At 69.0% G+C, this 25,906-nt stretch carries 26 protein-coding genes and 8 pseudogenes; 23 read left to right on the top strand and 11 right to left on the bottom strand.

Annotated elements, in window-relative coordinates:
- The first annotated feature begins 232 nt into the window (after nt 1–232).
- Nucleotides 233–394 carry a hydrophobic protein gene (locus OG392_RS00750; protein ID WP_329274281.1) on the top strand — a complete coding sequence of 54 codons (162 nt, stop codon included), beginning with the start codon at nt 233–235 and terminating at the stop codon, nt 392–394.
- Between the two features lie 362 nt (nt 395–756).
- Complete coding sequence (locus OG392_RS00745) at nt 757–1,113, top strand: PRC-barrel domain containing protein (protein ID WP_329274278.1); 357 nt, start codon at nt 757–759, stop codon at nt 1,111–1,113.
- 266 nt (nt 1,114–1,379) lie between these two features.
- Here OG392_RS00745 and OG392_RS00740 read toward each other — a convergent pair whose 3' ends face one another.
- The 3 genes from OG392_RS00740 to OG392_RS00730 all read right to left on the bottom strand — a co-directional run bounded on the left by OG392_RS00740 (nt 1,380) and on the right by OG392_RS00730 (nt 4,932).
- On the bottom strand, nt 1,380–1,874 hold the full coding sequence (locus OG392_RS00740) for a hypothetical protein (protein ID WP_329274276.1): 495 nt from the start codon (nt 1,872–1,874) through the stop codon (nt 1,380–1,382).
- 833 nt (nt 1,875–2,707) lie between these two features.
- Nucleotides 2,708–3,619 carry a squalene/phytoene synthase family protein gene (locus OG392_RS00735; RefSeq protein ID WP_329274274.1) on the bottom strand — a complete coding sequence of 304 codons (912 nt, stop codon included), beginning with the start codon at nt 3,617–3,619 and terminating at the stop codon, nt 2,708–2,710.
- Nucleotides 3,620–3,630: 11 nt separating this feature from the next.
- On the bottom strand, nt 3,631–4,932 hold the full coding sequence (locus tag OG392_RS00730) for an FAD-dependent oxidoreductase (protein WP_329274272.1): 1,302 nt from the start codon (nt 4,930–4,932) through the stop codon (nt 3,631–3,633).
- A gap of 376 nt (nt 4,933–5,308) precedes the next feature.
- On the opposite strand from OG392_RS00730, the pseudogene OG392_RS00725 reads away from it, so the two are divergent.
- The 6 genes and pseudogenes from OG392_RS00725 to OG392_RS00700 form a co-directional block, all read left to right on the top strand.
- A pseudogene (locus OG392_RS00725) lies at nt 5,309–5,540 on the top strand (telomere-associated protein Tap); the annotation flags it as partial.
- 330 nt (nt 5,541–5,870) lie between these two features.
- A pseudogene (locus OG392_RS00720) lies at nt 5,871–6,125 on the top strand (ATP-binding protein); the annotation flags it as partial.
- On the top strand, nt 6,121–6,327 hold the full coding sequence (locus tag OG392_RS00715) for a hypothetical protein (protein ID WP_329274270.1): 207 nt from the start codon (nt 6,121–6,123) through the stop codon (nt 6,325–6,327). The pseudogene OG392_RS00720 and the gene OG392_RS00715, both read left to right, overlap by 5 nt.
- Nucleotides 6,328–6,618: 291 nt before the next feature.
- Nucleotides 6,619–6,780: pseudogene (locus tag OG392_RS00710) on the top strand (trypco2 family protein); the annotation flags it as partial.
- Between the two features lie 208 nt (nt 6,781–6,988).
- Nucleotides 6,989–7,402 carry a hypothetical protein gene (locus OG392_RS00705; protein ID WP_329287683.1) on the top strand — a complete coding sequence of 138 codons (414 nt, stop codon included), beginning with the start codon at nt 6,989–6,991 and terminating at the stop codon, nt 7,400–7,402.
- A gap of 12 nt (nt 7,403–7,414) precedes the next feature.
- Nucleotides 7,415–7,669 (top strand): hypothetical protein, encoded by a 255-nt coding sequence (locus OG392_RS00700; protein ID WP_329274268.1) that lies wholly within the window; start codon nt 7,415–7,417, stop codon nt 7,667–7,669.
- A 348-nt stretch (nt 7,670–8,017) separates the two neighbouring features.
- On the opposite strand, the pseudogene OG392_RS00695 reads toward OG392_RS00700, so the two are convergent.
- A pseudogene (locus OG392_RS00695) lies at nt 8,018–8,095 on the bottom strand (HNH endonuclease); the annotation flags it as partial.
- Nucleotides 8,096–8,285: 190 nt separating this feature from the next.
- On the opposite strand from OG392_RS00695, the gene OG392_RS00690 reads away from it, so the two are divergent.
- The 3 genes from OG392_RS00690 (at nt 8,286) to OG392_RS00680 (ending at nt 10,981) form a co-directional block, all read left to right on the top strand.
- The gene (locus OG392_RS00690; RefSeq protein ID WP_329274266.1) at nt 8,286–9,479 is read left to right on the top strand and encodes an FG-GAP-like repeat-containing protein; all 1,194 of its coding nucleotides are present in this window, start codon (nt 8,286–8,288) and stop codon (nt 9,477–9,479) included.
- 303 nt (nt 9,480–9,782) lie between these two features.
- Nucleotides 9,783–10,121, top strand: coding sequence for a hypothetical protein (locus OG392_RS00685; RefSeq protein ID WP_329274264.1), 339 nt, complete (start codon nt 9,783–9,785; stop codon nt 10,119–10,121).
- A 566-nt stretch (nt 10,122–10,687) separates the two neighbouring features.
- Nucleotides 10,688–10,981 (top strand): hypothetical protein, encoded by a 294-nt coding sequence (locus OG392_RS00680; RefSeq protein WP_329274262.1) that lies wholly within the window; start codon nt 10,688–10,690, stop codon nt 10,979–10,981.
- Nucleotides 10,982–11,029: 48 nt separating this feature from the next.
- On the opposite strand, the gene OG392_RS00675 is transcribed toward OG392_RS00680, so the two are convergent.
- Nucleotides 11,030–11,788 carry a TetR/AcrR family transcriptional regulator gene (locus OG392_RS00675; protein WP_329274260.1) on the bottom strand — a complete coding sequence of 253 codons (759 nt, stop codon included), beginning with the start codon at nt 11,786–11,788 and terminating at the stop codon, nt 11,030–11,032.
- A gap of 108 nt (nt 11,789–11,896) precedes the next feature.
- Here OG392_RS00675 and OG392_RS00670 point away from each other — a divergent pair, with 108 nt between their 5' ends.
- Nucleotides 11,897–12,988 carry an alpha/beta fold hydrolase gene (locus OG392_RS00670; RefSeq protein WP_329274257.1) on the top strand — a complete coding sequence of 364 codons (1,092 nt, stop codon included), beginning with the start codon at nt 11,897–11,899 and terminating at the stop codon, nt 12,986–12,988.
- 85 nt (nt 12,989–13,073) lie between these two features.
- On the opposite strand, the gene OG392_RS37480 is transcribed toward OG392_RS00670, so the two are convergent.
- Nucleotides 13,074–13,250 (bottom strand): DUF4253 domain-containing protein, encoded by a 177-nt coding sequence (locus OG392_RS37480; protein ID WP_443054641.1) that lies wholly within the window; start codon nt 13,248–13,250, stop codon nt 13,074–13,076.
- Between OG392_RS37480 and OG392_RS37475 the strand changes: the two are divergent.
- From OG392_RS37475 to OG392_RS00650, 4 genes and pseudogenes are all read left to right on the top strand, one after another.
- A pseudogene (locus tag OG392_RS37475) lies at nt 13,167–13,472 on the top strand (PP2C family protein-serine/threonine phosphatase); the annotation flags it as partial. The gene OG392_RS37480 and the pseudogene OG392_RS37475 overlap by 84 nt on opposite strands.
- A gap of 43 nt (nt 13,473–13,515) precedes the next feature.
- A complete protein-coding gene (locus tag OG392_RS00660; RefSeq protein WP_329274254.1) occupies nt 13,516–13,947 on the top strand; it encodes a SpoIIE family protein phosphatase in 432 nt (143 codons plus the stop codon).
- A 173-nt stretch (nt 13,948–14,120) separates the two neighbouring features.
- Nucleotides 14,121–15,086, top strand: coding sequence for a S1 family peptidase (locus OG392_RS00655; RefSeq protein WP_329274252.1), 966 nt, complete (start codon nt 14,121–14,123; stop codon nt 15,084–15,086).
- A 606-nt stretch (nt 15,087–15,692) separates the two neighbouring features.
- Nucleotides 15,693–16,055 (top strand): antibiotic biosynthesis monooxygenase family protein, encoded by a 363-nt coding sequence (locus OG392_RS00650; RefSeq protein WP_329274249.1) that lies wholly within the window; start codon nt 15,693–15,695, stop codon nt 16,053–16,055.
- Between the two features lie 59 nt (nt 16,056–16,114).
- On the opposite strand, the gene OG392_RS00645 is transcribed toward OG392_RS00650, so the two are convergent.
- Nucleotides 16,115–16,762: a hypothetical protein gene (locus tag OG392_RS00645; protein ID WP_329274247.1), complete on the bottom strand. Its 648-nt coding sequence runs from the start codon at nt 16,760–16,762 to the stop codon at nt 16,115–16,117.
- A gap of 315 nt (nt 16,763–17,077) precedes the next feature.
- Here OG392_RS00645 and OG392_RS37470 point away from each other — a divergent pair, with 315 nt between their 5' ends.
- The 6 genes from OG392_RS37470 to OG392_RS00615 all read left to right on the top strand — a co-directional run bounded on the left by OG392_RS37470 (nt 17,078) and on the right by OG392_RS00615 (nt 21,921).
- The gene (locus OG392_RS37470; protein ID WP_443055044.1) at nt 17,078–17,335 is read left to right on the top strand and encodes a Ku protein; all 258 of its coding nucleotides are present in this window, start codon (nt 17,078–17,080) and stop codon (nt 17,333–17,335) included.
- The gene (locus OG392_RS37465; protein WP_443055043.1) at nt 17,307–17,525 is read left to right on the top strand and encodes a Ku protein; all 219 of its coding nucleotides are present in this window, start codon (nt 17,307–17,309) and stop codon (nt 17,523–17,525) included. Before OG392_RS37470 ends, OG392_RS37465 begins: the two co-directional genes overlap by 29 nt.
- Nucleotides 17,522–18,091: a hypothetical protein gene (locus OG392_RS00630; protein WP_329274245.1), complete on the top strand. Its 570-nt coding sequence runs from the start codon at nt 17,522–17,524 to the stop codon at nt 18,089–18,091. The genes OG392_RS37465 and OG392_RS00630 overlap by 4 nt, the downstream gene beginning before the upstream one ends.
- Nucleotides 18,092–19,302: 1,211 nt before the next feature.
- A complete protein-coding gene (locus OG392_RS00625) occupies nt 19,303–19,497 on the top strand; it encodes a hypothetical protein (RefSeq protein ID WP_329274242.1) in 195 nt (64 codons plus the stop codon).
- A gap of 712 nt (nt 19,498–20,209) precedes the next feature.
- On the top strand, nt 20,210–21,145 hold the full coding sequence (locus tag OG392_RS00620) for a nitrilase-related carbon-nitrogen hydrolase (RefSeq protein ID WP_329286993.1): 936 nt from the start codon (nt 20,210–20,212) through the stop codon (nt 21,143–21,145).
- Nucleotides 21,146–21,414: 269 nt separating this feature from the next.
- Nucleotides 21,415–21,921 (top strand): hypothetical protein, encoded by a 507-nt coding sequence (locus OG392_RS00615; RefSeq protein WP_329274240.1) that lies wholly within the window; start codon nt 21,415–21,417, stop codon nt 21,919–21,921.
- 12 nt (nt 21,922–21,933) lie between these two features.
- Here OG392_RS00615 and OG392_RS00610 read toward each other — a convergent pair.
- From OG392_RS00610 to OG392_RS00600, 3 genes and pseudogenes are all read right to left on the bottom strand, one after another.
- A pseudogene (locus OG392_RS00610) lies at nt 21,934–22,473 on the bottom strand (transposase); the annotation flags it as partial.
- 1 nt (nt 22,474) lies between these two features.
- Nucleotides 22,475–22,683 (bottom strand): annotated as a pseudogene (locus OG392_RS00605) (IS5 family transposase); the annotation flags it as partial.
- A gap of 600 nt (nt 22,684–23,283) precedes the next feature.
- Nucleotides 23,284–24,447: a terpene synthase family protein gene (locus OG392_RS00600; protein WP_329274237.1), complete on the bottom strand. Its 1,164-nt coding sequence runs from the start codon at nt 24,445–24,447 to the stop codon at nt 23,284–23,286.
- A 63-nt stretch (nt 24,448–24,510) separates the two neighbouring features.
- On the opposite strand from OG392_RS00600, the pseudogene OG392_RS00595 reads away from it, so the two are divergent.
- Nucleotides 24,511–24,706 (top strand): annotated as a pseudogene (locus OG392_RS00595) (hypothetical protein); the annotation flags it as partial.
- 10 nt (nt 24,707–24,716) lie between these two features.
- Here the strand turns inward: OG392_RS00595 and OG392_RS00590 are convergent.
- Nucleotides 24,717–25,136 carry an ATP-binding protein gene (locus tag OG392_RS00590; protein ID WP_329274235.1) on the bottom strand — a complete coding sequence of 140 codons (420 nt, stop codon included), beginning with the start codon at nt 25,134–25,136 and terminating at the stop codon, nt 24,717–24,719.
- Between the last annotated feature and the right edge of the window lie 770 nt (nt 25,137–25,906).

Below are 25,906 nucleotides of genomic sequence, written 5' to 3'. Positions count from 1 at the left end.
TCACGATTCCGAGGCCCAAACCCGCGCGGCTCATCGGCGTCAGATCTCCCCCGGTTCCCCGAGGCGGTCAATCGGACCGAGGCACGACGCAGCGGAAAAGGCAGATAGTCGGGGAGTGGGGAGTGAGGAGCCGGGCGTGCGCTATGCCCATCTGCGTCGATAGGAAACAACTGAAAAACCTATGCATGGGTGAGGGGTGTCAGGGCATCCGATGCTTCGGAGGTTGATAACTATGGTTCCCCTGCTTCTTGTTCTTCTGCTCGTTCTGCTTCTGTTCGGTGCCGGTTTCGCGGTGAAGGTTCTCTGGTGGGTCGCGATCGCCGTGTTGGTGATCTGGCTGATCGGCTTCGTTGCCCGGCCGAAGAACAGCAGTGGCCGCTGGTACCGCTGGTAGCACGCCGCTCCTGGCACAGTTCAGGTCGGCATGACGGTGGCCGCCCGCCCCCGATCGAAGGGGTGCGGGCGGCCACCGTCATGCCGGGAAGGGTGCTGCTCTTGCTTCCGGTGGAATCGGATGCTGCGGGTAGCCGTATGCGGACCGGGGCGGTGGCCGTACCGCGGCGGGGAACCTGCTCACCTCCGCAGAAAGGCGGCCGTCCCGGCCCGAACCGAAAGCGCAGATGTGTGGAGTTGCGAACACGGGGCAGTCGGAGGTCAGGCCGGAACGAGAGTTCCGCCGTATACGTGATGTATCTGAAGAAGTCCGGTCGGGAATTCCGTTCCCGACCGGGTTCCCGTTCACGGAGGGAAGTTCGAATGACTGAGAATGTGTGGGGTTACCGCGAGACGTCCGGCCGTACGGCCGGAGCCGACCTGACGGGCTACAAGGTCGAGGCGGCCGACGGTTCTATCGGCAAGGTCGACAAGCACTCCGACGAGGTCGGCTCCTCCTACATCGTGGTCGACACGGGCCCGTGGATCTTCGGCAAGGAGGTCCTTCTGCCCGCGGGCACCATCGACCGGGTCGACGTCCAGGAGGAGAAGGTCTACGTCGGCTGGACCAAGGACCAGATCAAGGCCGCCCCTGAGTTCGAGAAGGACAGGCACCTCGGCAACGAGGACTACCACCGCCAGGTCGGCGGCTACTACGCCGACCCCTCGAACCGCCTCTGAGACAGCCGCAGCGGCGGTGCGGGTGTGGGGCGGCAGCCACCGGGCTGCCGCCCCACACCCATGTCCTCTCCACACGGGGTCACCGCGGAGCGCTGTCCGACTGGGAGATGTGCAAAGGGGACTGGGTATGACGAACGGCAGATTCACCGCCGTGTACCGGTTGGAGTCGCTGGGGGAGTCCCCGACGGTTTCGGGGTCGCCGGAGTGGCCCGGTTCACGCAGTCGGTCATCGAGGGGGACTGGGGGACCGGGGCCCGTTGTTGGACTCAGGCGCCGTCTTCAGGGGTGCCCAGGACGGCGACGCGAAGATCGAGGAGCTGCTGCGTGTGCACGGGCACGTGGTTCTCGGCGAGGCCGGCAATGAGGCTTGCCAGTGGAATCGGCTGGTCCAGCATGAGTGCGTCGTTGGACAGGAGGAGCGTGGGCACTGCGACGGAGGCGGCATCCTCGTTGAGTTGGTCGGCGATGTCGCACAGGATCGTGGCCTGATTCCGGACACGATCGATCAGGTTCGTCCGGCCTGAGTGCTCGGTGATGATCCGGTCCAGATTCCAGGTGTCGAGGGAGATTCGGTTGTCGAAGGCGGGCCGCGAGCCGGCGACGATGCCCAGAGCGACGGCTGCGATCGAGGCGTCGACGCTCAGGACATGGGCCAGGATCTGGTCGGCGTTCCATCCTCCGTCGTGCGCGTCGCCGAGGTCGGGGATGGCCGCCACATCGAGCAGGCTGTCGTAGGCGCTGCGCAGTGCCGTCGTATCCATAGCGTGCTTCCTTCATTCGGGGCGTGGTGAACTCTGACGTCGCGTCGGGTCGGGCAGCGCGGCGAGCACGCTGTCGACGGCCTTGGTGGCGCCGGGACGTTCTTCCGTTACGTGGAGGGCTGTTCGCCGCGTGTCTTGAGCGCGTGGAGTTCCAGAGGCCAGCCCTGGCGGTGGTCCTTCAGGTTCTGACTGCGCAGCTCCTGGGACCCGGCCAGCGCAGCGAACCCGCTCTCGGCGACCCGCAGCCGCGTCGGTCGCCCTCCGGGGCCAACGTGAACTCCACGAGAGTGCTGTCGTCCTCGCGCATGAGGCACTCTTTCGCCGTCACTTTCGGATGCAACCCCAGAGTTGCACGCCGACCGTCCAGACGCAACCCAGGGGTTGCGTCTGGGGTGTCGCGGGTCGGCGCTCATGGGCAAGGGGTGGGTGCTCACCGCTGTCCTGACCCAGCCGCCTGACCTGCGAGGGCCACCTTCTGGGCATTACCTGGGTCGGTGCGTCAGGATGCTGACGTACCGTCAGGTTCCTGCCAAGCGCCGCGCGCCGAGCGCCGAGCGCCGAGCGCCGAGCGCCGCGCGCCGAGTGCCGCGCGCCGAGTGCCGCGCGCTGCCGTGGTTGCCCCACCGGTTGCCTGGCTGGTTACTCAGTTGGTTGTCCTGCGGGTTACCTCACCGGTCGCCGACCTTTCGGGCTGGCCGCATGAACAATGATCACCGCCGTGTGTATGGCTGCGAGCTCGATGAGGATCCGGGCCCGCGGCCGGGCACGCGCATACCCCGAGCTGGTGGGCAGGCTGCTGGGTGCAGCCGGGACCATGATCGGCCGGACAACTCCTAGCGGATGAGCCTCCGGCGCCCCAGCTCTAGAAGCAGGGCGGCTACGCTCCTGACCTTCGAGGGCCCGGACGGGCTAGACAGGAGGGACACCCCAGCCTTCCGCACTGCTGCCGCGCGCAGTTCCTGGACCCGGAGAACAGCCCGCAGAAAGGGGCGGTGCGGCCCGGCCGCGAGGGTTGCGATCGGCCATGCCGCCTTCAAGAGCACGACGGCTGCGTCTACCTCACTGACGACGAGCTGCCCGAATGGCTCCGTGTCTGCCAACTCCGGATGGAGGTCATGGACCGTCAGACCATGCCTGGCGAGCAGCTGGTGGGAAATCCCGACTCTGCCCTCCCGAACGTCTCCCGGCAGGTCCTCCAGGAAGTCGAGGCGCTGCCATGCCGTGATGAGCGCCAGGCAAGCACGCTCGAACTCGGCCGCCTCCGGTTCGCCCTGGGGCGCCAGCAGGCCCATGGACAGCATCAGGGCGGGCAGTGAGTACTCCTTGATGTACTGCCCGACCTCGGCCTCCGAGCTGAACTGCTCCCATGCCACCTCCCGGGCGGCACCGTCGAGGAACGCGTTGATACGGCTCCGCAGAGCCGGATGTCGGCGGACAGTCCACGCGAGGGTCCGCAGCAGCGGGTCCGAGGACGTGCCGGACGCCAGGGCGTCGCTCACGAGCAGCCCCCAGCGGTGCAGCGCCGCTTCGCGCTCGGCCCTGCTGCCGCGGTCGATCTGGTCGTCTGTCTCGTGCATGAAGGCGACCAGGACGATCAGGTCGGGCTGGAGCTGCGCCGGCAGGAGCAGCCGTGCCGCCATGTACTCGGCAGGCGCGAACCGCCGGACCGCCCGCGCCTGCACCGTGTATCCCTCGCGTGTTTCCGGTTCCCGGACCCCGGCGCGGTCGAGAACGCCTCCCCACATGGCCGACCGCCTCAGCTGCTGAGCAGCACGCGGGCGGCCCGGGCGAGGAACCGGGGATCGGTCAAAGCCTTCGGCGGCAGTTCCATGTTCACGACTCCCATGTACTGCGCGTTCACGGCGGAGTCGACCACGGAGGCCTCGGTGAGCTTGTCGGCGACCCACTTCTGCACGCGGTAGCCGCGGGGGTAGGGGCCGGTGACGTGGGGCTGTGCGAGATCGGCGGCCGTGGAGAGCTGCCAGGCGGCGTCCACGACGGCTTCGGCAAGGCGGAAGTAGTCCCATGCCGGGGCCTGCGGATAGGGGGTGGAGCGGAGGTAGGAGCCGAGGGCGTTGGCCTCCAACGCCGACAGCGTCAGGCCCTGGCCGTAGACCGGGTTGACACTGGCCAGAGCGTCGCCCACGACGACGAGGCCGCCGGGGAACCGGCTGAGGCGGGAGTGCACGCGGCGTCGGCTCTCGACGAAGCGGTACGTCTTGACGTCGCCGATCATCTCGGAGGTGTCCGCCACCGTCCGGATGGGGGCGACGCAGCGGCGCATCCGCCGGAGGAACTCCGCACGGTCGGGACCGGGGCGGTGGTCGGCGTAGCCGGCCAGCACGACCGACCAGCGCTCGCCTTCCACCGCGGCAAGGGCGCCGGGCTCGGTCAGCGTGGGCTGGTAGCCGCTTGCGGGCCCCGGGCTGGAGTGAGCGATGACCGTGCTGCCCAGCTCATCGCCGCGGTGGAACGCGGCGGTGGCGTACCCGAGGTCGATCCGCATGCTGTCGACGGGTGCGCTCTCCCAGCCGTGCCGGGCCAGCCAGCCCTCCACAGGGCTGTTCCGTCCCATCGCGTCCACCACGAACTCGGCAGCGAGCGTCTCACCCTCGCCACCGCCGCTCTCGGGCGCCGCCGTGACCACCCCGGTCACGCGGTCGCCCTGGAGCACCAGGTCGGCGACCTGCGTCTGGATGAACCGCACGTTCTCAAGGTCCTCCACCCGCCGGCGGAGGTGGTGCTCCAGAAACGGCCGCGTGACACCCAGCATGCGCGCCCCTGCGACGGGGGCCTTGAGACGTCCGTCCAGGTAGAACTGAACGTCGTCACCCTCGCCGAGGCGAGCGCCGCCCGCGACCAGGCCAGCGGTGATGCCTGGGAACCAGCGTTCGAGCTGCGTGTGCCCCATGGACAGCAGGGCATGGAGCTGGTGCCGCTGGGGGGTACGCCTGCCGAGGCCGTCGTCCCCTATGACGTCGGGCTCCATCACCACGACGTCCTCGGCGTAGTCGCTCAGCACGCGGGCCGCGAACAGCCCGGCGTAGCTTCCGCCCATGACGATGGCGCGCCTCACATGAACCCCCCAACCCGGCACGATGGCCGAGCCTCAAAAGCTGTCGGTAACGCCGTACGTCGCGTCGGTTTTCAGGACACTACCGCGCGGTCACCCGGGGTCTGCGGAGAGTAGGCGCCCCTGGACCTCAGCCCCTGCAGCGCCGAGACGACGAGAGGATGGTCCAGATAGTCGGCGGCGAGCAGGAGCCGACTACGCTCGTCGGAGGCCCCCGTGTCGTCGCCTGGTAGTGGTGCGGCAGGGGCATCCGGCGGGGCCGGACGCCCCTTGTGGGTACGAGCCGCGTGAAGCCGGGCCGCTTGAAGGCGCAGACCAGCGTCGCGCAGCGCGGCCGCCGTGATGACTGCCTGCCGACATGGCTTTCGCCGCCGCCAAACGGCGCGGTCGTCGGTCTGGCAACCCCGCCCGTCCACACGGCCAACCCTGTCTTCGACCCCAAGGTGCGCGGCTCCTGGCTGGTCGACCTATCCCACGTCGACCTCGACCGCGTCATGGTCGGCAAGAACTGGACCGACCTGCGCGGCGACCTGCTGCCCAGCCCGTTCACCCCGTACGGCGAGCGCCCCGAAGGTCCGGCCTGGTACGCGACCACTTGTACGCCGACACCAGGCAGCGGCCCGCGTCCGGGCGCAGCCAGCCCTCGAGCGGCTGGACTGTGTATCCGAGTTCGACGGCGTAGGCAATGGTCGGGGGCGGGGAGACGCTGCTGGCCATACACCCGCGGGCCCTCGGCCGCGGAGTCCGCGTCGTCGACGAGACACATTGGGACGGCCTGCCCACCGGCAAGGGACCCCGGACCACCACCGGCGACGTCCCCGCCCAACCCCGCCGCGAGGGTCCAAGTAGGAGAGAAGTCGGATCGCTGCAGGCCCTGCTGAACCGGGCCGCGGCCACCCGCGCCGAGGTCGGCCGCCGACCGTGACTTCCTGGACCTGGTCCTTTCCGAGGAACCGGCTTTCCGCGACGACCGCCGCTTACGCCACGGCCTGCGGCTCTCCCGGCTCCCACACCACAAGACACTGGACGAGTACGACTTCTCCTTCCAGCCGGGAATCGACCCGCGCAAGATCAAGGACCTCGCGACCCTGTCGTTCGTGGAGGCCAAGGCCAACGCGGCCCTCCTCGGGCCAACCGGAGTCGGCAAGACCCAAGCGAGTACGCCGACACTCGTTGCCCATCGGCCGCCGGATCTGGGAGTTCACCGCCATCAACATCAGCGCCTGGGCCCTCGACGCCTACCTACCCGTACGTACATGGAAGCCCCCGCATTCCAGCGAGACAACCGGCCCCGTACTCGTCTCCCGGCTCGGCGGCGGCCTCGACCGCGTCACCTACCCCAAGCTCATCTGCGCCGTAGCCGCCACCCCGCCGCCCTGACACCCGATGTCATCGCCCGCTCCCCCACACCCTTCCCAACCCGACCGCGATCCCCTGCGGCAGCCGAGTAGCCAGTAGGCCTGCAGCGCGGGTGCCGCGCTCCGTACGACCGTCGGCATGACTGACTAAGAACCCGTGTGGTCGTGGCGGCGCATCTCGCACTCGCTCCATGTCCCGCTGAACGGGCGCACCGGCCGAAGTCGGGTGTTGCTGTGAAGCACCCCCGCGGCCCCCTGCGGTGTTCGCATCGGCCTGACTGTAGATCAGGTACTTGACGAGGGGGTAGATCCGATGGATGTTCCGCTGGCTGACGCGGTCGCGGCGGTGCGCGACGAACTGCTCGAAGCCGCCGCGAGGGCGGGCGATGGCCCGGGGGGGTGTTCGCGGTCGAGCTGCGCGGACGCGAAGGCGAAGGGAAAGTTCAAGCTGTGGGCGGTCGGCGCCGAGCTGGAGGCCGGCATCTCCCGTGGCCGCACCCACCAGGTCTCCTTCACCCTCAGCCAAAGCGTCCCAACGGCACTGACCTGCTCGTCCACTCCGCGCAGGAGCGCCCGGAAGGGCCTGGTGACGTGTCGGGGCGCATCCCGGACTGACAGTGCCCCGGGTCCGGCCGACATTGCCGGATCCGGGGCGAGGCGGCAGGGACCGGGGAGGGGCAGGCGTGGAGCAGTTGCGGGTGGCGGGGATGACCGGGCCGAAGAGTTCGAAGCCCGGTTCGGGGGCGGAATCAGGCCGGGAGGCCGGTTCGGGGTATGCGGGTGGGACGGTGGTGTGGGCGGGGACGCCCGGCGGGCGGGATGACGCGGCGCTCGTCCTCGTCGACGACTCGCCGCACTGGCAGCCGCCGACCGTGCCGGTGGTGCGGGGGCGGCCGGACACGAAGCGCCCCGGCATGCCGTGCGAGACCTGGGGAGTTCCGGACGAGGCCCAGCGCAAGGCCCAGCCGGTGGAGGCCGTCCAGCTGGGCGGGGAGGTGAATCCGGGCAGCGGTTTCCTAGGCAACCAGTACGTCATGGACCTGCGCACCCCCGGCGTGGGGTGGCCGGATGCCGGGACATCGCCCTGGGGCGGATGATCGGGGGCGGCGGTGTTCTGCGACCGATACCTGACCGGTGTCGTCGCCTCGGACCGGACGAACTACGCCCACGGCCGCCTGAGCCTCGTACCCGCTTACGTCCTGCACCACGACGAAGATTTACGCACCGCCCTCGCGCAGCACGGTGGCGGCACGGCGGGCGGGCTGGAGGCGGTGGAGTTCCAGGACATCGCCGACCCCACCATCCACGCCGCCGTCCGGCGCGCCCCGGTGACGCCCGCGGCACTGCTGGAGGCCGGCCGGTAGACCGTTCCCTTCCACGGCCGCGAGAAACTGCTCCACGACCTGTAGGCGTGGTGCGGTCGGGACGGCTTCGGGGCATGGCTTCTGCACGGCCCCGGCGGGCAGGGCAAGACGCGCCTCGCCCACCACCTCGGCCACCGGCTCACCACCGTCGGCTGGACCGTGCCGTGGCCACACGCCAACGCCGAGGCATCCCAGTTGCTGGAGGTCCGGCGGGCAGCGAAGCCGCTGCTGGTCGTCCTCGACTACGCTGAGACCGCCCCGCCCAGCTCGGCGCGCTCGTCGACGCCGCCGTCGAGCACCCCGGCACCAGTCCGCTCAAGCTCCTGCTGCTGGCTCGCACCGCCGGCCGGCGACAAGACTCGCGGCCGCGTCTTGGTCGTTCGCGTATGCCTCACGCCGGGCTGCGGTCCAGGCGCTGGCGCCGGCTGGCGGGGAGCGTCATTCCATGTGCGCGGTATTCGGAGCTGGGGCCGTGCCCAGTCGCTGACTGGCGGAGGGTGCGGCCTCGAATTCGGTGACGACCTCCGAGCTGCTTGATCGGCTGTCCCAAGGCTGGGATATCTTCCTGGCGCGGCACGTCGAGACTCTTCTCCGTGCCGCGTAAGGGAGGGAATCCATGCGCAACACTCTGCTTCAGCGCGCGGCCGCGTTGGCCACGACGCTGGGGCTCACATCGCTGGGGCTGCTCGCGGCGGGCGCGGCGCCCGCGCAGGCGGCGATCAGCGACTGCCCCAAGGGCTACTTCTGTGCCTGGGCAAACGACGCCGGTACGGGCGCGATGTTCAAGACGAGGACGAGCGTGCCCACGCTGGGGAGCTGGGACAACAAGATCCGGATGCGATTCAACCGCACCGGCTTGAACGTCTGCATGTACGACCAGCAGAACTACGGGCTTTCGGGCGGGTACTCATGGGATGAACCTGCCCAGTCCTATCCGACCTCCGGCGGTAGCGCTGAGATCAGCTCCATCAAGCTCGTGCCCACGCTGCGCGAGTGTGAGGCGGAGCCGTATCCCCAGTGGGTAGCGGTGGCGTCCCCAAGGACGGGCGAATTCGGCGACATGAACGGCGACCGGCGGGCGGACGCGATTCTGCGCGACGCGGCCGGGCGACTATGGTTCATGTCCGGCAACGGTACCGGGCGTCTGGTTGGCTCGGGCGGCTGGAAGGCGTTCGACGCCCTCGTACGGCACGGTGACTTCAGCCGTGACGGCCGCGAGGACGTGATCGCCCGGGAGAAGGCCACCGGCAAGCTGTGGCTCTACCCGGGCACTGGCAGCGGGGGCTTCGGTGCGCGCAAGCTCATCGGCAGCGGTGGCTGGAACTCTCTGGGCCAGCTTGCCGCGTTTGGTGACCTGTCCGGCGACGGCCGCTCCGACCTCCTTGCAGTGGAGAAGGCCACCGGCAGGCTCTGGCTCTACCCCGGAACGGCTTCCGGAGGCCTCGGCGCGCGCAAGCTCATCGGCGCCGGCGGCTGGAACAGCTTGAACGCCCTCGTCGGCGCCGGCGACATGACCGGGGACAGCCGCGCTGACCTCATCGCCCGGGAGAAGGCCACCGGCAAGCTGTGGCTCTACCCCGGCACGTCGACCCGGACGCTCGGTGCCCGCAAGCTCATCGGCACGGGCGGCTGGAACTCCATGGAACACATCTTCGCCGTCGGCGACACCTCCGGCGATGGACGCCCCGACCTGCAGGGGTCGGTCAGTGGCCGACTCTACGAGTACCAGGGGCTCGCCACCGGCAGTCTGCGCAAGGTCGACAACTACAACTGGTCCTGGTGGGCCCTGGAAGGCACCACCGCCTTCTGATCCGCCCCAGAACGGCCGGTCGGCTACCTGCCGGGGCCGGACCGGTCCCGCTCCGCCATGTGCCCGGGCAGACCGCGGAGACGGTCTGCCCGGGCACAGCCGTCATGGTGCCGCGATGCAGTGGACGGCGGTGGTCTCGCACATGTGAGGCGGCGCGGAAAGACGTTCGCCGGCTGCCGTCTGACCTCTCCGCTTTGAGGTGGTGGGATTGTGGAAAAGTCGATCTTGACGGAGTCCATCAGGTACTCCGCCGTGTGCCAGGGGTGCGGTGCCGAGGCGGAGTGGTGCGGTGTTCAGGCACTGGTGGGCGAGGCACTGCGGTGGGATGTCGAGTCGACGTGTCCGGCCTGCGGGTTCGCCCTGGCTGTGTGTGGCGGCGACCTGCCGGAGGAACTGCGTGGTCGACTGCTCTCCGAGCACGGGCGGGCACGGTTGTGGGTAGCCCCGTCGACGAGGAATGCCGCCATCATGCGGGTGCTGCGGGCGGAACTCGGCATCGGCCCGGACGGTGTCCGGGCCGTGCTGGAGAAGGTCTTGACCGGGCAGTACTCAGGGACCCTGCCGGAGATGGAGCTCATGGCGCGGAAGCTGCGGGCATCAGGTATCGAAGCGGCCGCTTCACGGACGGTGGACGACCCGTGAATAGAGTCACCATGCCCACGAAGTTCGCCCCTCACAGCGTCCTGGCAGGCGGGCGGGGTCGCCCTGACCGACGATGGGGGTAGAGCCCGCCCGGGAAGCCGTCGCACGTTGCACCGGGCGGGCGCTTCGATCTCTCCGGCTCAGAGGCCGCGGAGCATCACGGCGTATAGCGGGGAGTCGGCGAAGGGCTGCCGTTCGCCGATCTTGCGGAGGCTATCCGATCAGCGGCGGGCAGCCCAAGCGGTCTGGCTCCATGCACGGTCGGACGGACAGCTCCTCGACAACCATGATCAATCTCAGCGCCAAGCGCTGTACCGATGTTCCAAGCATCGCCAATCGCATCCGATGCGAACTCGCGACGGTTCGCGAATCGTCGTGGGCAACAGCGTCGACCAGCATGTCGACCACGGGCCTTGCCCGGCCTACTAGCGGCGACGGTGGCGACGGACACGACGATGACGCCGGTCGGTGTCACTCGTCCGGCTGACTGACCTGCGGCTTGCCCTCCGACTCGCATCAGATGCGGCTTTGTCGCATACGACGCGAGTGACGGAGGGTGTGGACCGATGGGGTTCAACGGGTCGATCCCGGGTGCGGCACGGCTGCACCTGGTGGACGGAGTCGCGCTGCTGTGTCCGGAGGAACAGGTCTTCACCGCGATGCCGACCGGGTTCGCAGACCAGCAGCTCGCGCGGAATCTGGCCCGGACGACGGTGGAGGGCTGGGAGAACACGGTCACGGCGTTCGTCGCATACGTGAACACCTACCCGTGGCACTGGACGTCGGCGTCTCTCTCCGGCCCAGTTGGTTCTCGAGGTGAACCAACTGGGCAAACGTGGGAGCGGGATGCAGAAGCGTGACGATCACTCGGTCGGTGAGTGTCTGACTGGCATCTACGGAGCAGCTCGCTAGGGGATCAGGGCGGCTACCCCGTCCAGGATCCGCTCCAGGCCGAAGTCCAGCGGGTCCCCGCCCTGTGGTGCGAAGGCGCCCTCCGCGATCGCCGACGTGAGCGCGGGGAAGCGGTCCGCGTGGCGCTCCAGGACGTCGGCTGTGAGCTGTGCCCACTCCGTGTTCGCCGCCTCGTCGTGGTCCACGTACTGCTGGGCGGTGTTGCGGATATGGCCTACGAGCAGCAGGAACGTGTCGTGCTGCTGGGCGGCCGACAGGCCGGTGCCGGCCAGCGCGGCCAACGCCGTCTCCAGCCAGCCGAGTTGATAGGGGCCCATGATCTGACGGCGCATGCCGGTGGCCGCCAGGATCCACGGGTGGCGGCTGTACACGGCCGAGCACTGCCGGGCCCACTCGGTCAGCTGCGGGCGCCAGCCGCCGGGGATGCCCGCGACCGGGGCCGGGGGGCCGATCGCGAGGTCGACCATCAGGTCGAGGAGCTCCGCCTTGCCGGGAACGTACCGGTAGAGCGCCATCGCGGTGACGCCGAATTCCTTGGCGACCCGCGCCAGTGAGGCCGCGTCCAGCCCCTCCTTGTCGGCGATCCGGATGGCCGCCTCGGCGATCCGGCCCGCGGTGAGCGAGGGCTTCGGGCCCCGGCTCGGCGGCTCCTGCTCGCCCCAGAGCAGCGCGAAACTCGCCTTCGCACCGGCCTGCTTCTGAGTCTGCTTGGGCGGCTCCTGCCCGTTCGCCGACCCGGGCTTCTTCGCGGCCATCCTGATCTCCCTCGCGTCGCCTGTTGACGACCAACCCTAACTGTTTATAGCGTATAGCCAACCGCTTACGGTATATACAGTTTAACCGTCTGAACCCGGGGAGCAGTCATGATCGCCACCATCGTCGCCACCTCTGCCGCCGCACTCCTCGCGGCACCCGCGGCCGGACTCCTCGGCTACCGGGCCCTGAAGCGCTCCCGCAACGCCTCCCTGATGAAGATCGGCACCCGGGACGGCATCGACGAGCAGGGCTTCGTCCGCGTCGGCGGCATCGACCAGTGGATCTCGGTCCGAGGCGAGGACCTGGCCAACCCGGTCGTCCTGGAGCTGCACGGGGGCCCTGGAGCCTCGACCGCGATCTTCGGGCCTCGGACCAGACCCTGGGAGAAGCACTTCACGATCGTCCGCTGGGACATGCGCGGCGCCCTCAAGACCTTCGGCCGCAACGGCTCCGACGGACAGGGCGAGATGACCTTCGACCGGATCTACGCGGACGCGATAGAAGTCACCGACCACATACGCACCCGACTGGGCGTCGACAAGGTCGTCCTGCTCGGCCACTCCTACGGCAGCGCCTTCGGCCTGCGACTCGCCCGCGAGTTCCCCGAGCGCTACTCCGCGTACGTCGGCACCGACCAGAACATCCACGACGCCGGCCGCGACGACTCCGTACGCCAGGCCCTGCTCAGTCGGCTGCGTGCGACCGGAAAGCGTAAGGAACTGGCGGCAGTCGAGGCGCTGGACCCCGATGAGCACCAGTGGACCGCCCGCGAGCGCGCGCTGCACGCCAAGCTGCTGGCCACCAGCGACCCGCTGACCCTGGACACGATGAAGAAGGTCGTCATGGGGTCCCTGTGGTTCTCGCCGCTGCACTCGCTGCGCGAGCTCGGGCACTTCGTCAAGGGCATGACCTTCTCGGAGCAGATCACCGTGGGCACGTCCGGGTTCGACGACTGGGCGGACGGCACGGAGTTCGAGATCCCGTTCTTCCTCTTCCAGGGCGAGAAGGACGTTCTCACATCGCCGGAGCTCGCCCGCGGCTTCTACGACGACGTTCAGGCGCCCGTCAAGGGCTTCGCGCTGATCGAGGACTGCAGCCATTTCGCAGCGCTCCGACGGCCTGAGCGTTTCCTGGAGCTGCTGCTGGCTCAAGTGCGGCCCCTGGTTGCCAGCAGATCGGACGCTGCGGCAAGCATGTGACCGGGGTGCGGCTGGTCGATACCCAGGGGCCCGGGCCAGAACGAGCCGTCTCGCAACACCGCCGTCGACGACTCCGGCCCGTCCATCAGTGCGGGCGTGATCCAGCGTTCATCGGCGGTGCGGCGACGCTGAGGTGCAGAGCGGAGAAGCCGACCGCGATGACACGGGCGCCGGATCGGTGCTCCCAGTGGCGGACGACTACAGAGAAGGCGGTGTCGTTGTCCTGCCTCGCCTGCCCGATGCACCAGGGGTCGAGCTGCATGCGAGTTACCTGCCTGCGCCCGACGTCTCACAGGTCGGACGCGACTGGTACGACGCGTTCCCGCTTCTGGACGGTACAATCGGCCTGGTCATCGGCGATGTCGCCGGCCACGATCTGGAGGCGGCCGCCCGCATGGCGCAGCTGCGCAACATGCTCCGTGCCCTGGCATGGTCCGAGCCGCACCCGCCCAACGCGGTCGGTCAGCTCGACCAGGTGATGGCGCGCGCCACCGACCTGGCCACGGCCACCCTCGTTCTGGGCCGCCTTGCCTTCTCTTCGCAAACCGGCTGGGGTCTGGGAGTGGACCAACGTCGGCCATCCGCCGCCCCTGCTGCTCCCCCACGACGGCCGCGCCGAATACCTGCACACTCCGAACAGTGTGCTCCTGGGCACCGGCACCGGCACCGGCACCGGCGTCCGCCGGGGACGGGACCGCGTCCACCTGCCGCCCGGCTCGACCTTGCTCCTGCACACCGACGGGCTCATCGAGTCCGGGAAGCACGGCATCGACCACGGTCTCGCCCGACTCCGCCGCTACGCCGCGGCTGCCGCCCACCACACTCTCGGTGTCCTGTGCGAACGGCTCATCGAAGAGGTCCGGCCTTCGGACAACAACGATCATGTCGCCCTCCTCTGCGCGCGAGTACCCGCCGTCCAAGCACCCGACCTACCGGACAGGCACCCCGCGGACTGGTAACGGCGAAGCACCGGTTCGAGGCCACCGGTGGTGATTCTGTTCGCGCGCACTTTCCCCAGCTCAGGACAGGGGCTAACCACAGCATCGACCGGCCCGGTACCCGGATGGTCCAGCACGCCGCGAACGACGAGGCTGCATGCGTAAAGGATCCACCGAGCATCAAGGAACCAACTGTGTTCAGCTTCACGCCGCTGCGCCGCCGTACCGCCCAGACCACAGCCGTCGGCGTTCTCGCCGCCGCGGCCTGCGCCACCGTCATGGCTGGCAGCGCCGGAGCCATTGTCAACGGGTCCGACTCCACCGAGAATTACCCCTTCATGGCGACCATCCCGGAGTCCGCCCCGAAGCACGGCCTTCTCGACGGGAACTGCGGGGCGTCGCTGATCGATCAGCAGTGGGTCCTGACGGCGGCGCACTGTGTGAAGGGCGACGGCCTCGAGCTGGACGGCATCGTGCGGGTCGGCAGCGACCACCGCAAGTCCGGCGGCACCGTCCGAAGGATTGACCAGACCTTCGTTCACCCCAGCTTCGTGAGCGGCGACGGCAAGGCCGCCAACGAGAACGACATCGCGCTGATACGCCTGGACCGACCGGTCACCCAGCAACCCATCAAGATCGCAGAGAAGGTCGGCCAGCCCGGCACGCCGACCCGACTCCTGGGCTTCGGCACCACCGTGGACACCGAGTTCGACTTCCCCATCCGGCTGCAGGAGCTGAACACCCGCAGGGGCGCCGAGTCCGAGTGTGCGCCCGGCTACGCCGACCGGACCCGGCTGTGCACCACCACCACCGTGCCCAAGGCCATGGCGTGCTTCGGGGACTCCGGCGGACCGCAGGTCCAAAAGGGCCGGGACGGCCGCTGGGAGCTGATCGGCGTCACCTCGGGACCCGGCGCCCCCAAGGTGCCGTGCTCGCAGGGCCCTGGCCTCTACACCAGCGCACCCGCCTACACGGGCTGGATCCACAAGACCATGAAGACCAACAGCGCCCAGCCGACTGCGGCCGAAGACTCCGACCTCGCCGAGACCGGTACGAACGACAACACTGCGGCCATCGGTGGTGCGGCCACCGCGCTGATCGTCGCCGGTGGTGGCATCACCGTCGCGGTACGCCGCCGCAAGACCCGTCGCGCCGCCTGAGCAGAACCGGCGCCAACCCTAGGGCGGCACCCCTCCGCAGCAGGGTGCCGCCCCTTGTGCGACATCCCGGCCCCGTGGTCCGGAACAGGCTTTGATGCCCCCGCGACCAGTCGAACGGCCCGCCTCCACGGCCATCGACACGGCCTGCCGCCTGCTGCGGACTCAAGGCGTACTTCCAGGACGGCGGCCGCCGCGCCGGCTCCATGGAAGAGGTCCGCTTCACGGACATCGAGCACCTCGAGTTCGACCTGCGGCGGGCCACCCCCACCAGCTCGTGCGCCCCCGAACGTGACTGAGCGCTTCGCTTGGCGGATGAGCGGTTGAGATTGGAATCGCCGGGATCCCTAGGTCCATGTCGAAGCCCGCGCCACGGAGAGCGCGGGTCCCACCTTGGGCAGGTGGGACCCTGCCGCGTCCAGCCTGCCGGGGCATGCGATCACGGTGGCAGTCTGCGTGGCCTGAGGTCGGACTCAAGGGGCTGGCCCCGAGGAGCGCGACCCGATGCCCCGAGCCATGTGGAACGGCGCCATCTCGTTCGGTCTAGGGCGTGTCCGGTCGATCAGAGGCGGCCAACGCCCAGTTGGGATGCGTCGTTAGGCTGCCGACATGACCACAGAAACCCAGCGTACCGAGGCGCCCGACTCATCAGACTCGTCCGTCACATTCATCAACGTCTTCGAGATCGACGCCGCCGAGCTCGACGAGTTCGTCGTGAAGTGGGAGCAGCGGGCCCGGCTTATGCGGGACAAGCCGGGCTTCATCGACTCCCGTATGCACAGGGCCCGTTCCTCCAGCTGCCGCTTCCAGCTCGTCAACGTCTCCCACTGGGAGAGCCAGGAGGCATGGGAGGCCGCAACCGCCGACCCCGACTTCGCGTCGCGCACGCAGGCTGCACGAGAGCGGACCAAGCAGCCGATCACGCCGAACCCCGGGTTGTACGACGTCGTCGTCGAACTCACAGCTCCCTAGCACTCCAGCCGCCCGGCCAGCACCTCCCTTCCTTCGGGAGGTCCGGCCCAGGGGCGCGCTCAGTCGGTGAGGAAGGCGCCCTTGGAGCAGGGGCGGCAGACGAAGACGTAGCCCAGTTGGCCGCCGAGGTTCATGGCCGACCGTGCGTCGATCCCCTCCTCGAGGTGTGCCGCGAACTCCGTCGCCCCGGAGCACGAGGGGCACGCGGGCAAGCGGTCGTCCTCAAGATAGGAGGGGCTGCCGCCCAGCGATCCGAGCACCTCACGCTGCTTCCCGAACCGCTCGCCGGGCTCCCGCGCCCACCCTGAACGGGCAAGGTCGTACGCGTCGGGCGGGACACCTTCGTCGCCGTCGTCGGGCTCGGGGGTCACGACCCGGGTCGTGACCCCCGAGACCGCGGGCAGCAGGGTCATGCCCTCCGCGGGTGGGGCCATCGGCACCAGTCCCTCGGACGGGAAGACGAAGACCCGGTTCGCCCCGGAGGTCGCGTCCCACATCTCGCACGCGCCCGGATCGTTCTGGCAGACGAACACCGACAGCACGCCGTACTCGACCGGCAGATGCGCGAAGAACTGCAGCGGCCCTCCGCAGCAGTCGTCGCACATCGGCCAGGTGAACCCCTCGGGAGCCAGGGGCACTCCTCCGGTCCGTGGCACGTCCGAGTCGGGCGCTGCCGTGCCGTCGTAGATCATCAGAGTCGTCTGCATGGAGGAAGGCTACGGGCGGCCCTCGGCGGCTCGGGACCCGGCATGCGCGGCGGGGGCGACCTGGTCCCTCCCGGTCCACGTACCAGCTCCGCCGACGGCGGTCGGCACCGCGCGGTTCCCGGTGACGGCCGCAGCTCGCGGCGTGGCCCAGTACTCCAACCGCCCGGCATCGCCCCAGGTCAGGAACCAAAGTCCTGCTGGAGGAGTAGTCACGGTGCTGAGTGCTCTGGAGCCGGAGATTGAGTCGCACGACGTGCACTTCCGGCAGGTCCACGTGGAGGACGCGGCCGCGTCCGGTATCAGAGGCGGTGCGAGATCGACGGCCAGGCTCTCGCCGAGGACGACATCGGCAAGGCGTACGAGGTCTCCAAGGACCAGCTCATCCCGATCACCGAGGACGATCTGTCCGGGATGCCGCTGCCCACCGCCCGCGCCGTCGAGGTCGTCGCGTTCATCGCCGCCGACAGCGTCGACCCCGGCGCCTTCGGCGCCGGCGACTCCTACGCCCGCCCCGGGCGAGGTCGCCGCGAAGCCCTACACGCTCCTGCGCCAGGTCCTCAGCCGCACCGCTAGGGTCGCGGTGGTGAAGTACGCCCTGCGCGGCCGCGAACGCCTCGGACTGCTGCGCCCGGTCGGCGAGGCTCTGAGTATCCAGGGTCTGCACTGGGACGACGAGATCCGCTCCCCGGCCGAGCTCGCCCCGCCCGAGACCGAGGTCAGCGAGAAGGAGATCGAGGGCGCGCTGACGCTGATGGAGAAGTGACCGTCGACTCCCTCAGCGACCTGGACGTCACCGACCACTACACCGAGGCACTGCACGAGGTCATCGAGGCGAAGGCCGAGCACCGAGCCCCGAGGGCTGCCGAGGGTGAGGGGAAGGCGGCCGCGCGGTCGTCGATCTTATGGCCGCACTGGAGCAGTCCGTCTCCCAGGCACGTGAACGCCGCGGCGATGCTGCCGTCGGCGGGGGGGGAGGCGACCGTGCACAAGATGCCCGCGAAGCCGAAGAAGAAGACGCTCCGCCGGAAGACCGCCTGGCCTGCGGATCGTGTCATGGAGGCTTTTGGCGCATCCCTGGAGACTGACGAACAGGCAATGACCGGCGACTACCCCGACGCGGGCGAACCCCGCCTCCGCCTGCTGACCGCTTCGGAGGCCCGGGACGCGGGCCGGTGCGTGTGGCTGTTGGAGACACTCGACCTCGCCCCCCGCGGGCAGGCCGCGACCTCGCCGCGGGCCTGGCCCGACGGCTTGCCGCGGACCAGACGCCACGGGGCAGCGAAGTGTCAGTCGAGGATGCCGAGATCGGAATCGGGTCGGCAGACCTAGCACAACCCGTATCCCGCCGTCCTGGCTCGAGGGCCCCACAAGGTCGAGCGGCGGCTCTACTGCCATGTCACCGTCGGGCCGGACATCCCGTGCGAGCTGCACGCCATGCACCCCGACGGCCATTCCTGGGAGCTCACCGAGAGACACCTCACCGACTGACCACCTCCCAGATCGGCCGCTCCGTGGCGCCCCCATCGCAGATCGGCCTCCCAAGTGCCCCTCCTCGGCCCCAGCCGCGCGAAGAGGGGCAATCGGCCGTCAGGGGGCGCCTCATCGTTGCCTGGGCCTCTGCCCGCATGCTCAAGTCCGGGCGTCGGCGCACAGCACTGGAAGCGGGGTGACCCTTGATTCTCGCCCGCCTGCCGTATGCCCTGGAGGTGCCGCACCCTGCCGGGCGCAAAGGGAACGACGAGATCGTCATCGCCAATCAGAGCGGCGCCAGACCCCACTCCGAGGTGCTCGCTGGCTCCTCGAAGCATCGGGGCTCACGAGCAGCAGCCGGCCCCGCGCCGCGGCAAGGTCCCGGAGGTCCTCGCGCGGGCGGAGCGGACGGTCATCGGCGGCGTGTGGCGAAATCCGCAGAGGTGTCGTTCTGGCGATCTCTGGTTGTTGCGGCGAGCGACGATCCCGCGGGCGACCGGACCATGGCCGCGGGCGGCGCGTAACTCCTCCAGCCGCACGCCCGAACCCCAGCCCCGTACAGCGGGAGACCCCGGGCCCCTTGAGCCCAGGGGCCCGGTCACGCCGCTGGCAGCCGCACCTACGGGCCCACGCCCGCAGGGCCGCCGCCACGACGGCCGGGCCGATCGACACCCCGCGCCCGCTTCGGCCTCACCGTCCCCGCAGCACCACCGACGACGCCCGCATACGCCAGGTCACCCCGCCCCACGCCCGCCCGCCGCGGCCACGGCCTGGACGTCGTATACACCGACGTCGAGCACATCGCGTTTGAGCTGTGACGCCGTCCGCAACGTGACGCCCGACCGGGGCACATGTGCGTGCCCGTACGCCCGTCTCGGGGCAGCGCGGACGCAGTCCTGAGTGCTCAGGAAGGGGGAGAGGGGACGGGGGCTGGTGGTCTCCGCATGTGAATTCAGCAGCCCTTGCGGGAGGGTGAACGGCCTCTCGGGTGGCGCTCTAACGGGCCGAAGGCGTGAGTTCCGGGAATGGGTTGTCACCTCTGGCGGGCGGTGGCCGTTGGGGTGGGTGTGATGACTGCTCGCGTCGTTCCGGCGCTCATGCTGCCCGTTGCCGTCCTGATGGCGGCCGCACCCGCCCAGGCCGCTTCCCCCATCCCCGGCGTCGATGTCCACTCCTATGCAAAGTCGATCGCCGAGACGACCACGTCCGTGCTCTCGAGTTTCAGCCTGATCAGTGAGGCGGGGGAGAGGCCGGTCAAGCGGTGACGGGCGTGGTGGGCCGGCTCGGCTGATGACACACTGCCGGCGCCGGGCTGGGGTACCCAGCGCCAGCGGTCCTCTGCCGACTGAGCCCGTGCGTCAGGGTGCTCCCGTGCAGGGCTGCCGTCACCCGGCCGGCGCGCGCGTCGGACCCTTCCCGTAATCGAACAGAAGTATTATTTGTGGCCAAGGTCGAATAACTCGTGCGCACCCACCCCCTGGCTCGGTTTCTTCCAGCGCGCCCGCGCACCTGCAGAGTTGGGGAGCATCGGATTCGCTGTCAGGGGCGGGTTCATCCCAGTTGAGGCTTTCTGGGTAGGAGTGGATGTCACCGTGGACATCCATCGCTGCCGGGTCGGCTGACCGACCCGGTTCCTGCACCCTGGAAACGAGAAATGCCCGCGTGGCCGCTGTCTTCACCGCCGCGCTGATCGCCCGTCACCTTGTCCGTCCACGGAGAGAGCACCGACAACGGCACCGCACGCCCCGGCCGCGGTACGGGCCACCTGATGGCTGAGCGCTGCCTGGCTTGCGCCCGCCTGCCTTCGTGGTCATCCTCTGCGCAGCCGTCACCTGTTCATCGCGGGCGCGGCACGGTGTGTGCGAAGAGGCTATGACCTGCGATTGTCCGGCTTCCTTGTGAACGTGTCCCATGGGGTAGCTGATCGTTCTTGCTGCGAACGCGGTCGTCAGGAGGCCGCCGGAAGGAGCGACCGTGATGAAGGAACCCGTCCGCATCGTCTTCCGGTCTGCCCTCGAGCGGCCACCCGCTGCCGGCCAGGGGCTGCGGGTGGCGCTGTACCAGGGGCAGGGGGCGGTCGGCAGCCGCGAGGCGGTGGAGCAGAACATGGACCGGCTGAGCGAGGTCACCGCTCTGGCCGCGGACTACGGCTGCCAGGTGATGGTGTTCCCGGAAAAATACACCACCGGCTACGCCATCGACCCCGGTCAGTGCCGGGAACTGGCGGAGCACTGCCTGGGGCCCTCGATCGACAAGGCCCGACTGGCGGCCAAGGAGAACGGCCTGTCGGTGGTTCTGCCCTACCCCGAGCGTGAGGGGGACGATTTCTACGACTCCATCAGCGTGATCGCCGCCGACGGGCAGGTGGCGGCGAACTACCGCAAGACCCACCTGTACGGGGCCGCGGAACGGCGCAACTACTCCTTCGGCCAGGAGCTACCGCCTCTGGTCAGCATCAACGGCATCACGGTGGGCGTGCTGAACTGCTACGAGTGCGAGTTCCCGCCGCTGTACCAGTACCTGGCCGAGCGCGGCGCCCGGATCGTGCTGGGGCCCACCGCCGCGGACGGCCACTTCCGGCTGGCCGACGGCACCATGAGCCGTGTTCCCTACCAGGACGCCACCCGCCACATCATCCCCGCGATGGCCAGCATCTGGCGCCTGTTCGTCGCCTACGCCAACCGCCGCGGCTGGGAACAGGTACCCGCCGGAGCGTGGCAGTACCAGGGCAACTCCGGCATCTGGGGACCCGACGGCGAAGCGCTCATCGCGGCCACCACGGAGGACCGCCACCACGACTGCCTCCTGATCGCCGACTGCCTGCCCGCGGCCATCCCGCCCTTCAGCCCCGAGGGGCACCACCCCACCGACAACCGCCTCGCCCTCAACCCCGTTCTACGCGAAGCCCGCTGAGAACGGTCGCCGCAGCCACGCGCGGGCCGGTCCGCGGCGTCCTCGTGCACCGGGTCAACAGGGCAGATGCCGCAGGTGAGCACGAGAGTGGGGTGCCTCGGCTCGCCGGGCCCGGGGGAAATGCAGCGCACGTACGGCACTGCATAGGCGGGCGAAGCGCTGCTCTAAGGAGCGTTTTGTCTCGGCAGGGGTGTTTGAGAAGTTGACGGGTTGGTCGCCGTTCGGGACTGCTCTGACCCGAGGAGGGGCACTTCTGACAGGATGACGCCATGTTCGATTTCGGCATCGCGGGCTACCGGCCAGCATGGTTGGACGGCCGTAGTGACGTCGTGCAGGAGCATGGAAATCACCTGCGTGGTCTTGCTGGCCGGACGCTTACGAGAGTCTGGATGGTCTGGGACCTCAGGGATGACGAGTGGTTCTGCGACTGCCCGGTGCTGTTCGACTTCGATGGCGTACAGGTCGAGATCAACCATCAGAAGCTCGGCGATCTCTCCCTCACCTGGAACAAGATCGACCCCACCCGCCCAGTCCGGTGGCCTGGCTTCGACCTGCAGTGGCGCCCCGAACCTTTCCCGGGACTGCACGCTCTGCTGGGGCTGCCCCTCAAGAGGGCCGAACTGCTCGAATGGACAGGCAGGGATATCGCTCAGGGCAACGTCGACATCAGCTTCGCGTTCGATTCGGGTCGCGTGACCGTCTTCAACGCACTCGACGAGAACGGGGTGAGCTTCGACCCTCCCGGTCCGAGCCAGCAGTCCCACCCGTTCCATTGACGCGGTCGGTGTTCAGGCGTCACGCCAGTTCAGGGTGGACTCCCTCGTCAGGCGGCGGCCTAAGAGGTCGACCATTGCCAGCTTGATCATCGCTTCGGACCGGTGCGGGTGGGTCTCGTACTCGCGGGTGGGCCTTCGAGATCTGTGAGAGCACCTGGATGCCGCCGGCGTTGTCGGGGACGCTCCTGGCGGTGACCAGCACGGCCAGGAGAAGACCGAGGGTGTCGACGCCGATAGGGCGCTCGCGGCCCGCGGTCTTCTTGCCCGCGTCGATGCCCTGGCCGGCCGCGGGGAATTCGCGGAAGTCTTGATGCTCTGCGCGTCCAGCACGCACGCACTCGGCTCGCCGTCGCGCCCCTCCGCCTCCCTGGCCAGGCGGCGGAGGAGCCCGTTGAGTTGGTCGAAGGCTCCGTCCTTCTGTCAGGCGGCGAAGTAGCCGTAGACCGTTTCCCATGGCGGGAAGTCGTGCGTCAGGTATCGCCAGGGGATGCCGGTGCGGTCGACGCAGAGGGCCGCTTCCATGATCCGCCGCAGGTCGTGCTCGGGCGGCTTAGTCGCGGGCCAGGCGACGGTTCAGCATGAGCCAGCCGTAGGTCTGCTCCACCGCCCATCGTTTCGGGACCGAGGTGAAGCCCCTGGTCCCGGGCTGCGGACGGTGAGCTCCATGTCGATGCCGAGGGGCGCGGCGTGCTCGACGAGGTGCTGGCGGTAGCCGCCGTCGCCCCAGACCTTGCGGATGCCCGGGTGTTCGGCGGCGACTTGGCCCCGCTGCCTCGGTCGGCCGCCTTTTCGCTGCGCTCACGTCCTTGTCCGTGGGCGTGTCGTCAAGGTGACGGCTCGGCGTCCTACAGGCTGGCGGTCCCCGGTGTGCAAGCGGGAGCGGCGGTGTGCCCGGCTGCTGCTTGAGCACGACGGCGCTGCCTCACAGGGGGCGAGGGGAGCCCGGGGCCTGGGTGCCGCGGCGTTGTGCCGGGCAGGGCGTTGGTGCCGCCGCGTCAGGACTGCGCAGCGGTGCAGGGGCCGGCCTCCCTCTGGAGGAAGCGGCGTCCTCCGTTCGAAGACGGATGATTGTTTTTGCGGCCGGGCCACGGTGACGACCATGTCATGATCGCCAAGTCCTGACGGCGCGCGGCACGGGTCGTCTTTTCCGCCCTCGCGGATCGAGTTGCCTCTCTCGCGGTGACGCCCACTCCCACAGGGCGGAGCCCCGCGGGCTGGCCCGGCTCGTGCTGCTGTCCTTTGGGGCAGAAAAGCACGGCGGGGGTCACTTCGGTGTCCGGCCCCCGGTGTCGTGCTCCTCGCCGTGGTGCGGTGCTGCGATACGGGCAGGCGTCCTTCCATCGATGCGAGGTGGGATCCCGGTCAGGCGGGAATGGCGGTGGGGTGGTTTCTTTGTGGGACTGGTTGGGTGACGGGTTCGAAGTAGCTGGGGTGCTGTCCGGGTTCGGTGTGTTCGATGTGGGTGTAGCGGCCTGACAGGAGGTGCCAGTCGAGGCTGCCGGCGACCCAGGTACCCAGCCCGTGCGCGGCGCTGACGGTCTTGTGCCAGTCGGTGGCGGGGAGCTTGAAGCCGTGGAATGAGTTGGTGAACTCGTCCCGTAGCCGTACGTAGGTGCTGACGCGCTGGTTGATCATGGCGGCAGTCTTGTTCAGGGCTTGCTCCAGGGAGAGTTTGTCCTGGTGCTGGAGTACGGCGACGAGGTTGTTGAGGTCGCCCCGGGCGGATTCTTTGGCGAGGGAGAGGATGTCGTTGGTCCAGCAGGCGATGTCGTTCCCGGCCAGCCGCATCTGCTGGTAGATGTCGCTGTCGAATACGGCGGGGTCGAGGCTGAATTCTTCAGCCACTTCGATGAGATCGAAGGTCGGGTCGGCGGCGCCGATGACCCGCCGGTAGGGGATGTACTCGTCTGCTGTTGGCGGGGTGGTGTACCGCTGGTAGGCGATCTCCTCCCGGTACAGGTCGATGTAGTCGCAGATGTGGTCGATGAAGCGGATACGCCACGAGCGGCTCATCGGCGGCGCAGTGTGCGGCCACATGTCGGCGGCCGCCGCTGTCCCCGGACAGGTAGGCACCGGGGTGGGTCCCAGGTCCACCGGCAGTACGGCTCGCAGCTCCGCGACGAACCGGTCGACGGCCTGCGCCTGGGAAGCGGGATCACCCGCGTCGTCGAACTGGTCGTCTACCAGAAAGAGCCAGGACACCCATTCGGCGATGGTGCGAATATCGATGGCATCGGGCTTGATCCGGGCGGCGAACCGCCCGAACTCCGCCTGATCGAAGTGTGCGGCCGCCGCATCGGTGGTCACCAGGCGAAAGCGGCGCACCCACTCGCGGACGTGGTCTTCCGCTTTCCACTCATCGGTGTGCACACGGATGGGGAACGGGTTGTGGATGGTGACGCTGGGCACGCCCGGCAGGCAGATGAGACGGTGATCGGCAGGCAAGAACTGCTCCCTCTTCGGCATATTGCGCAGATGGATCGGTATCGCGCTCTGTGCCTCCCCCGTTACGCGGCGGATACGCATGGGCTGAGGGTGACAACGAAGCCTCCAGTCGATTGCTCCGGCCCGGAAAGTCCTGTGTGCCAGGCGATCGTCACCGCGGCCATCAAGGCGTCGGTGAAGGGCGCTCCGGGTGAGCTCCGTGAGCGGCCCCGGGGCGAGAACTGGCGGCCGGGCGAGCCGAGGCGTGCCCTGTTTGGGGCCGACGTGGCGGCCGGACATTCGCGCGGCGGTCATCTCCCGTACCCGGATCACCCGGCACCGCAAGGTCGTCGAGCGGGCCGGCGGCGCGGTCAGAGCGGGCGGGCGGCGTCACCGAGCTGGTCGTCGGACAGGGAGATCGCAGCCTTGATTCGCTTGCCGACCGGCTCGCGGTGCATCTCCACGCTCCGGCAGACCGCCATGATGATCTCCAGGCCGTGCTGGCCCACCCGACCCGGATCCCCGGCTCGCGCCATGGGCAGCGTCGGGGCGCTGTCCCACACGGTCACTTTGACGGCGCCTTCGTTGACCTCCAGGGTCAGCAGACAGGGCCCAGGCGCGTACTTCCGGGCGTTCGTCACCATCTCGCTCACGACCAGCTGCACCGTGCCCATGACGTCCACGGATACCGGGAGCCCGTGCACGGCCTGCACCTCGGTCAAAAAGCCGCGGGTCAGGTCCCGGGCCAGGGCGATTTCCTCGCCCTGGCTGCCCTCGAACGCGGCGGACACCGATGGGCAACGCTCCACGAGAAACTGCTGGCCCTTGTCCTGCCCAGCCGTGTCCGTACAGTCCGCCTCACGTCCCAAACGTCAATCTGTGCACGACTCGCGTACCCCGGAAACTTCACGGCACTCCCCGGACGAGCAGGATCCGGCCTGCCCGCTCTCACCCTGATGCGGTGGGGTGCACGGTGCGGTGGATTCGCCTGGCGATGGTGCGCGTCCGATCCACGCGGTGCGCGCCACCGCCGTCCAGGGGGCGCGCTACAAGCCGGTGGTGCGCTTCTCGGGCGCACCCCCGCCCGGTGCGGGGCGCGCTCCCTCGCCTGCGCCCTTCGAGTCGCTGTTCGAGACCGATTACCTCACCTCTCAACGCTCCAAAATCTGTGTCGGCGGAAGTAGACATTCAATGGTGGTGTGGTTATGGTTTCTCTCGTAACGAAGAAGGACCGCAGGGCCCGGCAGGGATGAACTGCCGGGCAGTAGTACCGCAGTTGCAGTTCGCAGGACGGTGCGGCGGTGGAGTTTCGAAGCCACGGTGGTTGCAGGACGGCGACGGGACTGACGGCCGGACCGGGTGGCTCGCAGTGATCAGGGGCCACCATCGGCGGGACCGCTGTCATGGCAGATGCGGTACTCCCGAGTGCAGTTCGCAGTACCCAGCAGTGAAGTGAGCAGTACCCCTGGTGAAGGCGTCGGCTGCGGGCGCGCGCACCGGGAAGTTCGGCAGTGGGGTTCTAAGCCAGAGCAGACGCAGGACGGGCAACGGGGCTGGCTGC

Origin of the sequence: Streptomyces sp. NBC_00691 (assembly GCF_036226665.1) — a bacterium.
Taxonomy (GTDB): Bacteria; Actinomycetota; Actinomycetes; order Streptomycetales; family Streptomycetaceae; genus Streptomyces.
The sequence above is the reverse complement of the archived record's forward strand: the minus strand, read 5'-3'. Positions and strand labels throughout refer to the sequence as shown.

Excerpts from the sequence above, each read along its gene's own strand:
- OG392_RS00750 (WP_329274281.1), top strand. The coding sequence starts at position 233 with ATGGTTCCCCTGCTTCTTGTTCTTCTGCTCGTTCTGCTTCTGTTCGGT.
- OG392_RS00745 (WP_329274278.1), top strand. The coding sequence starts at position 757 with ATGACTGAGAATGTGTGGGGTTACCGCGAGACGTCCGGCCGTACGGCC.
- OG392_RS00740 (WP_329274276.1), bottom strand. The coding sequence starts at position 1,874 with ATGGATACGACGGCACTGCGCAGCGCCTACGACAGCCTGCTCGATGTG.
- OG392_RS00735 (WP_329274274.1), bottom strand. The coding sequence starts at position 3,619 with ATGTGGGGAGGCGTTCTCGACCGCGCCGGGGTCCGGGAACCGGAAACA.
- OG392_RS00730 (WP_329274272.1), bottom strand. The coding sequence starts at position 4,932 with ATGGGCGGAAGCTACGCCGGGCTGTTCGCGGCCCGCGTGCTGAGCGAC.
- OG392_RS00690 (WP_329274266.1), top strand. The coding sequence starts at position 8,286 with ATGCGCAACACTCTGCTTCAGCGCGCGGCCGCGTTGGCCACGACGCTG.
- OG392_RS00680 (WP_329274262.1), top strand. The coding sequence starts at position 10,688 with ATGGGGTTCAACGGGTCGATCCCGGGTGCGGCACGGCTGCACCTGGTG.
- OG392_RS00675 (WP_329274260.1), bottom strand. The coding sequence starts at position 11,788 with ATGGCCGCGAAGAAGCCCGGGTCGGCGAACGGGCAGGAGCCGCCCAAG.
- OG392_RS00670 (WP_329274257.1), top strand. The coding sequence starts at position 11,897 with ATGATCGCCACCATCGTCGCCACCTCTGCCGCCGCACTCCTCGCGGCA.
- OG392_RS37480 (WP_443054641.1), bottom strand. The coding sequence starts at position 13,250 with ATGCAGCTCGACCCCTGGTGCATCGGGCAGGCGAGGCAGGACAACGAC.
- OG392_RS00650 (WP_329274249.1), top strand. The coding sequence starts at position 15,693 with ATGACCACAGAAACCCAGCGTACCGAGGCGCCCGACTCATCAGACTCG.
- OG392_RS00645 (WP_329274247.1), bottom strand. The coding sequence starts at position 16,762 with ATGCAGACGACTCTGATGATCTACGACGGCACGGCAGCGCCCGACTCG.
- OG392_RS00625 (WP_329274242.1), top strand. The coding sequence starts at position 19,303 with ATGACTGCTCGCGTCGTTCCGGCGCTCATGCTGCCCGTTGCCGTCCTG.
- OG392_RS00620 (WP_329286993.1), top strand. The coding sequence starts at position 20,210 with ATGAAGGAACCCGTCCGCATCGTCTTCCGGTCTGCCCTCGAGCGGCCA.
- OG392_RS00615 (WP_329274240.1), top strand. The coding sequence starts at position 21,415 with ATGTTCGATTTCGGCATCGCGGGCTACCGGCCAGCATGGTTGGACGGC.
- OG392_RS00600 (WP_329274237.1), bottom strand. The coding sequence starts at position 24,447 with ATGCGTATCCGCCGCGTAACGGGGGAGGCACAGAGCGCGATACCGATC.